This window comes from Shewanella glacialimarina (assembly GCF_020511155.1).
Lineage (GTDB): Bacteria > Pseudomonadota > Gammaproteobacteria > Enterobacterales > Shewanellaceae > Shewanella > Shewanella glacialimarina.
In genome coordinates, this window is record NZ_CP041216.1 from 3,510,285 (window position 1) to 3,523,068 (window position 12,784).

Sequence of the window (12,784 nt, forward strand, 5' to 3'; positions counted from 1 at the left end):
GTAATGTATTGCAATGTGGGGAAAGAGTGCACGAAATATTAACTCACTCTATTTTATAATGAATAACTTAAAAAAGGCGATAATGTGCACTAGGGGCGAGTCGCTCTATAATATAGCCACTTAATGAAAAGAGTCCCTGGTACTTTACACCCAAAGTCCTGCTAAAAAAGTTTACTTAAACTATTGAGTAGTTTGACTCAACAGGCCTAAATAAACATTAGGACTGCGAATAACTGGTTTTATTTCTCCTGAAATCCAATATAGACGATGACCATTTTGGCTAATGGTTAACGGCCCTGCCCCGCCCCAAAATGGCACATCATCAGATAATACATCCCATGAGTCATTAGCAATATTATAGGTTACTTGGTGGCGACTAAAGTTAATATCAGCTTCACTTAAGCTAAAATAGTCTTGGTTAAACGCCCTTAAATCATTCCCTTTAAGTGTGGTTAATTGCAAAATCGCATTATTAAAAATCTCTCGATTAACACCACCAAGTAATACTAACTGACCATTTTCAAGCGATGCAACACCACCACCAACGACAGAAAATGGTTTTTTATCAAGGGTGATGGGGGCTAATATTTTCCATCTCAATTTTTTAAAATCAAAAACATAAGCATCGGTTAATACATAATGATCTTTTCCTGCCGATAAATTCAAACCGCCAAAAACATAAAAATGATTATGATGGTGTATCGCAGGAAAGTCAGATCGCATTAACCCAGGAATAGGCGGCATAGTGCTAGCATCAATGCAGTTTGCAGTGATAAAAGAATACTTACAGACTTGATTACTCACTTGGTCATTTTGCTTACCCGCGAAGAGATATAAGGCATCACTTTGCCATGCTGCACCACCTGATGACCAAGTGAAAGGTAAGCGGCCTATAACTTCAACAATAGGTTTCTGAGTCTGGTCTAACGTCAGCTTAATGATTGAATTAAACGCTTGTTGATTATTTTTACCGCCGATTAAATAAAGGCTATTACCCACCACCACAGTGGCACCATGACCGGATTTCATAGGTAAGTGACCATGGGCGATCTCATTAAGTTTCCCATCATTGACATCAAAAACGAAAATATCTGAGTAAAAAACCTTTGCTCCTTGATCAAAAAATGGATGACCATTGGGGAAGTTCGCTCCCCCAGCCACAATAAGATAGTCACCTATAAAAGCACTATAAGCCCCTGAAATACCGATAGACTCTGTATACCCTTGCGGCGCAGGTAACTGGCCGATTTGTTGCCATGAAATTTGTGGTTTTTTGGTTAACGAAAGGTAATCTTGTTCAGATAGGTCTCCGACAGGTTGTAGCACGTTAGCGTTAGCAAATAAGCTTATTATTAGCGGTAATAATAAAATATGATCAACAAGCTTCAATGCCCGCTCCTTAGTTATCATAAAATCAAAAATTTTAATGGCTATAACAGTAAAAATTAAAACCTAATCTGTAATGATTAGGTTTTAACAAAGCTTAACTGCCTGAATGAGCAGCCATCGAGGATGATGAGCCATTATCCTCGATGGCCTTTAGGCCACTACGTACTCTTTATAGTGCGCCCACCTATCCGTTTAGAATTTCACTTTAACACCAGCAAATAATTGGCGCCCAATGACATCATAAGCTTGAGGTGATGTATTAGTGCCAACTGCGGCACTGGTCGCTTGAATATCAGGTTGCTGGTCAAGCAAGTTATTTGAACCAATATATACATTTACCGCATCGTTAACTTGGTAGCTTGCTCTTACATCAACATAATAAACAGCATCCATTGTGTTGAGGTCGTCAGACAAAGTCGTTTCTCCAAGAACACCTTGAGTTTCAGCGCGATATGTCATCTGGGCAAAAAGATTAAAATCTTCTGTAATGTCATATGAAGCATTCACTGTGTAACGAAACTCTGGGAATAATGTTCTACCTAAATTATCGATTTTACCTGTAGGGGTATCAATTTCATATTCTCCTAGATAGTTAGCAATAAAGTTCAAATTGAAGTTATCGAGGAAATAAGCTACTTCCAGATCAACGCCACTGGTTGAAATAGTATCAGCATTTATTGACGTCGAATAAATATTCAATATTGGACCGTCATTAACATCACGAGACACTTTGCCGCCACAGGTTGCGTCAAATGTTGATGGATCAGCATCATAACAACGTTTAACCATAATATCGGGAGTAATGGTTGTAATACCGTCTTCAATTTCGATAGCGTAATAATCTAATGAAACAGATAAATTATCTAACGGTGTCACCACAAAACCTAAGGTTAATGAGTCCGCAGTTTCTGCTTTTAAATCCGGTGAACCACTTTGTGATACTAGGGTATTATTCGTCTCAGAACCCACTAAGATATACTTGCCGTTAGCATCTGTATCCATGCGATCTGAAATGGCTGCAATAGAGGAACAGTTCACATCAGTATTAGAAGTACCAGTATTGCTAGCACCATTACAGACATCTATAGTTGGGTTAGCAACACTGGTCGTTCCGGTAGAGAAAATATCGTTAATATTAGGAGCACGAACTGAACTTGATTGGCTAGCACGGACACGGAACATATCGTGAATAGGTGCATCGATACCTAAACGGTAAGTGGATGTGGTACCAATAGTAGAATAATTTCCGATTCGTGCAGCAAGGCTAACATTAAGCCAATCAACTACAGGAACGTAAAGCTCACCAAAGACTTCAGCAACATCAAAACTGCCATCGATAGGCTGAACTGGACCTTCGCGAGTAATACCTAACTGACGGAAACTATCAGGATTTTCTACGGCTGATTCTTTTCGATATTCAACACCCGCAGCAAAGCCAACATTATCTTCACCAACCGCAAAATCTAATTCACCTGAAACGACACTGTTAGCGACAAACTGTTCAACTTTAGCGGTTTGCCCCGTACTAACGGCAAGATATTTCATCGCCTCTTCAGAAAACCCTACAATACCCGCTTGGCCCGCTAAGCTGTCTGTGGTACCAAATGGGTTAACCGGTAAACAGCCATAAATTCTTGCAATGGCATCAGCACATTGATAGCCACCATTACCATCTTCTTCAATAGTTACTGCTTGTTGCATATGAGGAATACTAAAGTCACCGCTATTTTGTTGCTGCTGTGAGGTTATGCCGTAAGTCGCACCAGTTTGCCAATCCATGCCATTATCTAAATAATAGGTATAGCTACCTGCTACTCGAAACGTGTCACGTTGATTCTCAGTTAAGCGATTACCAAATTCAAAGGTACGTCTATTTGTCGATACGCCATCAAGAGAAGTATTGCCCCCCATAACGGCTAGCAGTTGTTGCCCTGCACTGCTACCGACAAAATATGGGCTTGTGGCTACATCAATACCTGTAGTACCACCGTCACCTCTTCGGAAAATATTGTTCACAACATCAATTGGAGCCTCTTCTAAATCAACTCTAGCTTGAGTTTGTGCATAGTTTAACTCTAGCTCGAAAGTGGATTTTTCAGAAATATCGAAAGTCACACCCGAGGCAATATTGAAACGCTGGTACGGGGTAACTAAGGTACGATTAGCATGTTGATTATCCCAATCTGACTCTCCGATAGGCTGATAGTTAGCGTCAAGTAAAGGTTGATTGGTATTAAATGGATCACCATTTCCAAAGATCTTTAAATCGCCATAACCTAAAGAGCCACCATCAACATGGCCAGGACCATCACGCCTAGCGATTGAATCTCTTATACCATCACCATTGGTATCAACGAATCTCATTTCATACTTTGAAAAATCTCTATCAGATGAATTTAAAACATCTTGGTTAGCGTAGCCCGCAGAGACCCATGCATTGCCGGTATCAAAGTTTTTTCCATAGGTGAAATCGATATTTTGTCTTTCAGCTCCACCTTCAGAAGAATCTGCTGCAAAGGCATTAAACTCTGCACCTTCAAAATTCTTTTTAGTGATAATATTAATCACACCAGCAATCGCATCAGAACCATAAATAGCTGATTGACCACCGGTTAATACATCAACACGCTCAATAATAGCAGTTGGAATAGAATTTAAATCAACACCATAGCCTGTATTGGCAGACACGCCCGATACATAGCGACGCCCATTAACTAAAACTAAAGTACGTGCAGAACCTAAATTACGCAATGATGTGGTAGAGACACCTACGTTACTGCCTGCACCACCCAGAGAGACGTTATCGCTTGAGCCATTAATCGCCGCAGTTACCGATGGAATTCTGCTTAATACATCACCAATTGAAATTGACGCAACACCTTCAATACTTTCTTTACTAATTTCAGTAATCGGCGCAGATGATGAAACGTTAGCACTGCCTTTAAATATGTTAGAACCCGTTACCGCTATGCGTTCAACGTTTTCTTTAACTTCTTCAGCAGCCATGACAGCTGGACTAAGTAAAGCAGCAATGCATATTGATAATGCTGTGCGACAAAATCTTCTTTGATTGATATCCATGACTTCCCTCTTTGAGTTTTAATTTTAATATATAACTGAGTTCATATTTTCTGTCTTAACTACCACTAATGATTAAATGTATAATATCCGTGCACCAAACATTATACAGTCAACCTATCATACCAGTATACATCTATCAACATAAAACAAACAAAGACAACACAATATTTACATAGAAGTCATGGTTAAGTATGTTTACCCCACTAGACAAACAATCGATTACGAATAGGATGAACAGGAATAAATACATTAATACAATATATTACATATAGGCCTAGCCATATCTGTTGATTAATATACATCTTCAATGTGCCACACAATAGTCGTGTCTCTTAGAGTTAGTCATCAGCTTAAACCGCTAAAAATTAGCATGTCATGACTTGACGTTCATACACACAGATAAGCCGCCGTTAGTCATTTATGGGTAATTAAATCAATTTTGGGAGGGAAATTAAGCAAGTAAACCTACAAAACAATGATGCCGTCATACGATGATTAACCTAATATTATTCTTGTTACCTAAGCACAGTGTTATTAGCTCCATATCAAAGTCTTAGGTTCACCCCAAGTGTCTGTAAGCAATCCTTATTGATTAACCACTCTGTTTATCAAACGCGATTCCAAGTGGTTCAAAATATGCCATTAATGCTTGATAAATATCAGCACAATGCTGCGAATCCGGATAAGCACCATGCTTAGCTAATGGTGAGTTAATCGTGCTATTCACCAAGTATGGATTGGAAATTTCAGCATGGGTTTGGGAATACATTTCGATACTTGCTTCAAATGCACGGGCCATCATTTCGGTTGGCTTAGAAAAGTATTGGCTATTTTGCAATTTGTCTAATGCAATTGAGCGTCGAACATAGTCATGGGGTAAAGCGGTTTGGGGATCTGAACTGGTATTGGTTAAGAAAGTGACTTCAAATAACTTAGAAAGTTGCTGATTAAGCGGATGCACGACTAAAGGTTTATCGGCTAACCAAAGGTCACTGGCACAAGAGAAAGGGTTTATGCTGTTATTATTAATGCGTGTGCTAGCTAAAGATACATTTGAAGAGTAAGGGTTTAATAGCTGCTCATCCGTAAACATTTTGTCTGCTATGTAGTGATCAAACGCATGCCAAAACTCATGAGCAAGCGCACCAGCGCCTGCATTTTTAGCTAAAGCCAGTTCACGATAGGCGGGCGAATAATGTGCCTGAACACCTTTTTGACCGCCATGGCCAAAAGCGAAACGTAAACTCCCGCGTAAACCAATAAGTTCTGGTGGAACCCGTAATATATTGGCCAAATCGGCTAAAGAATCAAATATCAAGTTAGCCGCTAATGCAGACTCTGTACGGTTGACCCATTTACCTACTCTAATATGGTTTAAACCAAAGGTGTGTTTAATGTCTAAAAAGCTCACCGAATCACCATTACGGTAGTCAGGACCAACTCGTTCAAAATGTCGGTGGTGGTTTAATAATGAATGATGTGAAGCCAAATGAGCCCTCTTAGGAAATTTAACCAAGCTTGTAAGCCAAGAAAGATTACCGCTCAAGCCTAGCAGTGGCAAACTAATCTTGGCCGCAGTACTATAATTTTCATATCAAACTTCAGATTCTTTCGTTGCTAAACCGACATTTTAATGATGCCAATAAACAATAGTCCGATTAAAGAAGCGTTATTCAAATGCTAAATTTTGATCTTTGGGGGACAAAGTCTAGCTTAGCAAACACAACATGATATGGTATTTTCATTGGTGCATACTCCCACGTTTTTACAGCACTTATCGCTGCGGTTTCAAAAGCAACATCTCCTTTTCGTTCGACTATCTCGATATTCTCAACTTTACCTTCCCTGCTTACGCTGTAGCGAAGGGTTACATAACCGCTGAGATTTTGTTCTAACAACAGCTCTGGATAAACAGCTTCGGTGTGCTTGACCAATACCTTAACTGTACCTGAGGTTTTATCATTCAGTTGCGCAATGTCATTTTGGGTTTCGGAAATGGCCCGTCTAGTTTCCCTATTGATTCGCTTTTCATCCAAAATTTCAGATGTAATTTCATAGACAATTGCTGGAGCGGCGCATCCGGCTAAAAAAATCACCAGTACTACAGCTGCACATTTTGAGATTTTATTCATTTTAACTTTTCCTTATCAAATTGCGTTATGTTGATTTGCAGTGATTATTGCTGTTGAGTAGCCAGCTTTCTTGCATTGCGTCGGGCCATAAGGATGTAAAATATGCTCATCAATAAAATCACCAAGCATCCTATAGCAGTTGTTTTTAGCATCTTAGGGATCATGTTCTTAAGCATGTAAATATCTGGGTTACCTGTTTCCCACAGGGTCCATTTTGTTGCTGTATCAGCAGCTAATGAACGATTTCCAGTGGTCAGCATAATGATGCCATTACCCGAACTAGGGTTTACTCGCAAAGTTGCATTCAAAGAGGGAGATTGCCCGCCATGCCCGATAATAAAATCATCAGCATTGTTACTGGCAAATAGCATCACTCCCAAGCCCCAAATATCGAGCCCCATGGCAGTCGCATTAGGGCTTCGCATGTCTTTAAGCGTCGATACTACAAGTAAATTGTGAGGAGTATTTTGAGCAACAGGAACAGTAATATTTTGATTCAAAAATTTGGCAAGATCATTAGCACTAGTATAGAGACCTGTTGCAGCTAATGAAGTGTAATATGGATAATCTCTAACATCACCATTAGCGTTGAAGTATTGCGCTAGATTTGAGCCGAACAGGTCTTTGTCGTAACCGGTATTGGTCATGTTCAGAGGCGCAAATACTTCATTATTCATATAGGTGCTAAAGGACATACCGCTGACCTCCTCGACAATGAGTTGCAGTAAGTTATAACTCCCTCCTGAATACTTGAACTGGGTGCCGGGCTCAATTCCCACCAAAACTTGACCATTAACCCCGTCATCTGCGTCCAAGGCTTTAGTTAGATGCTGTTCAAGAGGCTGCACCTGCTCTGCGGTTAAGAAACCATTGTGTCCTAAGCCATCGGTAATACCTGCGGTATGGCTTAACAAACGTCGTATTGTGACTTGTTTATTGTCAAACTGACTAGGCGGTAATTGCCAACGAGTAAGGTAACTCGCTACTGGCGCATCTAACTCTAGCTTGCCTTGCTCGACAAGTTTCATAACGCCAAACGCGGCGATCCATTTACCCAACGATGCAACACCAAAAACTGTGTCTCTAGTTACTTTTTCACCTTTAGAGTAAGTAAAATCATCGAACACTTTTCCCTGATTGATCAACACAAAAATACCATTTCCTTTACCCTCTTTTTTTATTGACTTAACCGCCTCAGCCATAAAAGACGCATTATCATTGGCAGGCGCAATTGGGTCTTTAAACCAACCTTGTTTGGTTGATAGCACATTAAGTAAAACCCAAATGCACATTGCGCCTAGGACGAACAATACCCATTTAATAAAACTCATCATTAGCTTTCCTTTCTCTATTATTCGGTTAAAAACACCGATAATCATTTTTACCTGGGAATAACAATAAACTTCAACTGGATACTTTAGTGGAGAAAGTTCATCAACTGCTCGTAAGCATCGTGAACGACATGTTACTTTTGGTTTATTAACGTAGAATAGAATGAAGTAATAAAGATAAAAACAAGGTCGAGGCATGAGGCAATATAAGCTATTAATTTATTTTTTATATGCAGGGCTATTTTTTTGTTTAGCATCTTCTGTCTGGTCAAAAGACGATAAGTCGGTTTTATTAAATCCCGAAGATTCTGAACAGACTCTTGCGGAACCTAATAATGTATTTACTAAAATTCAAATAAGATCTATTAAAAATAATGAGTCTGCTACAAGTATTCAATGCCACGCTACTGAAGTAGATAATCGCGACTGGCAAGATATTACATTCAATGAATTGCCTCAAAATCAGTTTTTTTGTCTTCGAGCTAAAATCAGTATTCATCGGGAAACACTAACAAGCTCACCCTCGCTTTTAGTAGGCATGTTGGGGTCGGCAAGGTTTCATTGGGATGGGCAATCACTGTACGAAAACGGTTCTGTTGCCAGAGCATTTAAAGATGAAGTGCCAGGAACCGTTAAAACGTTAGTTCGATTGCCCGATGCGTTGTTAACCGATGGTCAACATTTGTTAAGTGCAACCATATCGACTTTTAATGTCGGTAAGCAGCTCGATTCTATCGGCTATGTACTGGCCATAGTGAATGAACAAAAGTTACATACTACTGTGTTGTTTGTGAGCATGTTAAGTGCCTTTTTCATTGGTAGCTTAGTCATTTTATTTATCATCTTTCAACTAGTAAATTGGTTGTATCAAGCAGACAAGTCCTATCAAATGTTCAGTACTCTATGTTTATCAGCAGCGCTGCTGTTAAGCATAGAGCAAGCAAAGTTCTGGTTAGACTATTCCTACGATTGGCACACCTTGAGATTATCCGCAATCCTAATACTTACATTTATAACAAGCTTGCTGCTCCCTCTATTTTATGTGACCTACTTTCGACTTGAACATATTAAAATATGGGTACTTGTCATTTTAACCAGCTTAATCATGATTTCTTTATTAGATCTTAGTTATGATTTCACCAGTGTTTCTCTTTTTTTTGTCGCTTTATGTTGGTCTCTTATCGTAAACATCTTGCAAATACGAAAGAGTGGACAAGGTAACGTTGTATCATTACTTATTCTGGTTGGTATCGGCTTCATTATTTTTTACCCCGAATATTTTGTAGAGTTTGGTTTTGCCGTGTTTTTTATCGCTATTGTACTCACAATGTTGGTGGCACTAATCAAAGAGATGAGAAAGCATAAAGAACACTCACTAAAAGCAGAGCGCATCAAAATTGAGCTGCTTAGGCGTAATATGCAGCCACATTTCTTGATGAATTGTTTAACACAATTAATGGAGCTCATCGAAACTAAACCTCAAGAAGCTCTTATTTTGATCTCCGCTTTAAGTCAGGAGTTTCGCCAGCTTACTCAGCATAGTAAACAAGATTATGTGTCACTATCTGAAGAGATAGCTTTGTGTAAAAATCATATTCAGATAATGTCGCTCCGCTATCAGAAAAATTACCAATTAGCTTTGGTTGGCGATATAGATGGGATCTGGGTACCATCGGCTATATTGCATAGCTTGGTAGAAAATTGTTTTACTCACAACAAAATATCCAGCGATAGAACCTTTGAACTTAAGGTATCTCAAGTGGGTAAACGAGTCGATTTGACCTTAACAACACCAATTGAAAACAAAACTCACCATCAAGGAACCGGCAATGGAAGAGATTTCATTCACGCTAAATTAGCTGAGCTGAACCAAATGGATGCAGAGTTTGTTAGCTTTGAATTGGACAGTAATTGGATATCACAAATCAGCTACTTAAATTGTAACCCAATAGAAAATTGATAACGGGAAACGTATGGTAATTGTCATTGTTGAAGATGAACCATTGATACAGCAACGGATTCTGCGTCTAACATCTGAGATTTTAGTGGAACAAAACCCTAAGATTATTTGCTTTGATGATATTGACGATGCAGAGTCGTTTCTTAGTGAAAACTCAATTGATGTATTGCTGCTTGATTTGAACTTGATGGGCCGTGATGGCTTTGCTCTATTAAAGAACAAACTTGCAGCGGCATTTCATACCATTATTATTTCGGCTTATGCTGATAAAGCTATTGAAGCTTTTGAGTATGGCGTATTGGATTTTATCGCCAAACCCTTCTCCAAGGAGCGACTTATTCAAGCCTTTGAACGGTTATTACAAAACCGAAGAAGCGAATACCAAAGTTGTAAATATTTAAGTGTCAAAAAAGCCGGAGAGATACAGCTAATATCATTGGAAAACATAGATTATATCCAAGCTGATGGTCACTACACATGGCTTAACCTCAACTCACCAATTGATGGCTCGAAAAAAATTCTCCATAGCAAAAATATTGAGAAAATTAATCAACTACTTCCCGAAAGCTTCATTCGAGTTCACCGCTCATACCTCGTAAATATGCGAAAGGTAAAGAGTCTTAAATTACAAGAGGGGAGTAAATACACATTACTATTAAATTGCGGAGATGAAGTCCCCGTAGGTAGAACTAAGTATGAGCAAGTAAAGAAACTTATCGCTACATAGCTCATATTCACTAGTTATCCTAACTATGCAGTACGCGATAAATCTTTTGCTCCCGCCTCAGAACCTGTCAGCCTGTGCAAGGAGTGTTCAACAACATAATAAAATTATTCATATAACTAGTATAAAATCATCCACATAACCAGAAAATTTGTAACCACGCAACCAGTCTTTTAAAATCAAAGCAAGAAAAGGGGCGCGCTACCGCATCCCTAACCACGTTCAAAATTACCAATAGGACTGACAATTAACTGCTCTGAGGCCAGATATATTGAACAAATGCTTTATCAACAGGCATTTCAGATAAATGATTGATATAGTTGCTCATCACTTTCTGTGAAAGCCCTAAGATTCTCTCAAGTAATTGTGCCTTTTTATAACCTTGTTCAAAGAATGCATCGAGTTTTTCTTTATTAGGCATACCTCTAGTTCGAAGTATATCAAGTGTTAGCTCATGCAATACTTGAAGCCTTGCGCTTGGTAACGCTGACGAGTTTCTTAAGGCCTCTGTTATTTCAGGGGCTACCTTCATCATGTGAGCAATACCAGTATGCGCAGGAACACAGTAGTGACAAGCATGTTCAACGTTAATTGTTTGCCAAACAACCGTTAACTCCTCTGTGTTTAAACTACTAGTCTTAAATTTTTCATGCAGATATTTATATGACGCTAAGACATTTGGCGATTCAGCCATTACAGCATGCAAATTAGGGATCAACCCGAATTTTTTCAAAGAGTCGCTCAGCATGGCTTTACTTGCTTGCGGTGCACTGCTTGTGTTGTGTAATTTAAACACCATTTTTGCTCTCCTAAAACTAATATAATTTGATTGCAAAAAGCGATTAACCAATTAGTTGAAATTGTGAGTCCATCCCTTGATCTCTAACTTTACCGAGTGCTTGATAATCTTCAGAATGATACCAAGAGGACGCGTCGTCACGATTTTGAAAGCCTATTACTACTTGTGTTTCGTATTTGAAGTCTCCGTGAAGTTTTTCAACAAGACCTTTGCCGATGATTTCACCACCAAATTTTGTCAGTGTAGCCGGCACTAAGGCCGCATATTGCTTTAAACTTTCTGTGTTTTTTGTTGTAAAACCTACGATGATTAGTGCAGACATAATATTTGATCCTGTTTAGTTAACGTTTTTAAAAACTTGAAACAATTCTAAATTGGAAACAATCTCTATACAATATCAACATTATTTACTTACAGTTAAGATAAAGTGAACAATCTAAAACAAATATCAAAGTTAATGGCCTTCACCCTTGTTGCTGAAAAGGGCTCATTCACTAAAGCTGGAGAATATCTAGGTATTTCTAAATCCGCTGTGAGTCAGCAAGTAAAAAGTTTGGAAGATGAACTGGGAGTGAGGGTTTTAAATCGCAATACAAGGGGGGTTTCACCAACTGCGTTGGGGATAAAATTGATTAATCGATGCAACTTGCTTCAGGATCAAGTCGATCTGATTTTTTCAGAGATCAGTAACGCAGAAGATAATCCAAGTGGGCGTTTTTCGGTTACTTTTCCACATTCGCTTGAGTCGATGGTTGTACTGCCAGCTATCGAGCAATTATGTGCTGAATTTCCTTTATTGGAGCCAGAACTTATTGCAACGGATGAAAGTTTAGATTTAATTGAAGATAAATTAGATATTGCTATACATGCAGGTGAGTTATCCGATAGTACTTACAGAGCATTACCCGTGGGTACAATAAAAGAAATATTCTGTGCCACTCCGTTTTTTCTGAACCGAGAGTATGCGTTAAATAAAGCCAATGAAATAACAAAATATAGATGGATCGCCACAAGCTGGCAAAAGCCAAAAATGCAAGTTCTAGACCTTACAAGTAATGAAATAAAAACGATTAAATTAAATCAATATGCAAGAGTAAACACCTTACCTAACGCAATAAATATGGCATTGAGGCATATGGGCATCATTTTAATACCTGACGTCACCGCTTTTTCTTTTATAAAATCAGGAGAGCTTATCCATATAAATAATACGTTAACTGGACCACTTTGGCCGCTATATACTATTCATGCGTATCGAAAAGATAAACCCATTCACTTTACTCGCTTTCACCAGCTTATTTGTAGACAATTTGAACAATCAAAGTTGACCATCAAATCATGAACCAATACAGCCTGCAATTAGCCGAG

10 protein-coding genes are annotated in these 12,784 nt (G+C 38.8%); 3 read left to right on the forward strand and 7 right to left on the reverse strand.

The features are described 5' to 3' along the window. Positions 1-180: 180 nt before the first annotated feature. The 5 genes from FJ709_RS15355 to FJ709_RS15375 all read right to left on the reverse strand — a co-directional run bounded on the left by FJ709_RS15355 (position 181) and on the right by FJ709_RS15375 (position 7,936). Complete coding sequence (locus FJ709_RS15355; protein ID WP_226410892.1) at positions 181-1,389, reverse strand: Kelch repeat-containing protein; 1,209 nt, start codon at positions 1,387-1,389, stop codon at positions 181-183. Positions 1,390-1,581: 192 nt separating this feature from the next. After that, a complete protein-coding gene (locus FJ709_RS15360) occupies positions 1,582-4,470 on the reverse strand; it encodes a TonB-dependent receptor domain-containing protein (protein WP_226410893.1) in 2,889 nt (962 codons plus the stop codon). Positions 4,471-5,062: 592 nt separating this feature from the next. Continuing rightward, on the reverse strand, positions 5,063-5,959 hold the full coding sequence (locus FJ709_RS15365; protein ID WP_226410894.1) for a CLCA_X family protein: 897 nt from the start codon (positions 5,957-5,959) through the stop codon (positions 5,063-5,065). Between the two features lie 184 nt (positions 5,960-6,143). Beyond that, complete coding sequence (locus FJ709_RS15370) at positions 6,144-6,602, reverse strand: energy transducer TonB (RefSeq protein WP_226410895.1); 459 nt, start codon at positions 6,600-6,602, stop codon at positions 6,144-6,146. Between the two features lie 44 nt (positions 6,603-6,646). After that, positions 6,647-7,936, reverse strand: coding sequence for a serine hydrolase domain-containing protein (locus FJ709_RS15375; RefSeq protein WP_226410896.1), 1,290 nt, complete (start codon positions 7,934-7,936; stop codon positions 6,647-6,649). Between the two features lie 193 nt (positions 7,937-8,129). Here FJ709_RS15375 and FJ709_RS15380 point away from each other — a divergent pair, with 193 nt between their 5' ends. Together FJ709_RS15380 and FJ709_RS15385 are read left to right on the forward strand one after the other, a co-directional pair. Further along, the gene (locus FJ709_RS15380; RefSeq protein WP_226410897.1) at positions 8,130-9,893 is read left to right on the forward strand and encodes a sensor histidine kinase; all 1,764 of its coding nucleotides are present in this window, start codon (positions 8,130-8,132) and stop codon (positions 9,891-9,893) included. Between the two features lie 13 nt (positions 9,894-9,906). Beyond that, a complete protein-coding gene (locus FJ709_RS15385; RefSeq protein WP_226410898.1) occupies positions 9,907-10,620 on the forward strand; it encodes a LytR/AlgR family response regulator transcription factor in 714 nt (237 codons plus the stop codon). 244 nt (positions 10,621-10,864) lie between these two features. On the opposite strand, the gene FJ709_RS15390 is transcribed toward FJ709_RS15385, so the two are convergent. Next, positions 10,865-11,416 (reverse strand): carboxymuconolactone decarboxylase family protein, encoded by a 552-nt coding sequence (locus FJ709_RS15390; protein WP_226410899.1) that lies wholly within the window; start codon positions 11,414-11,416, stop codon positions 10,865-10,867. 43 nt (positions 11,417-11,459) lie between these two features. Next, complete coding sequence (locus tag FJ709_RS15395) at positions 11,460-11,738, reverse strand: DUF1330 domain-containing protein (protein ID WP_226410900.1); 279 nt, start codon at positions 11,736-11,738, stop codon at positions 11,460-11,462. 105 nt (positions 11,739-11,843) lie between these two features. Between FJ709_RS15395 and FJ709_RS15400 the strand changes: the two genes are divergently transcribed. After that, positions 11,844-12,758 carry a LysR family transcriptional regulator gene (locus FJ709_RS15400; RefSeq protein ID WP_226410901.1) on the forward strand — a complete coding sequence of 305 codons (915 nt, stop codon included), beginning with the start codon at positions 11,844-11,846 and terminating at the stop codon, positions 12,756-12,758. Positions 12,759-12,784 lie beyond the last annotated feature (26 nt).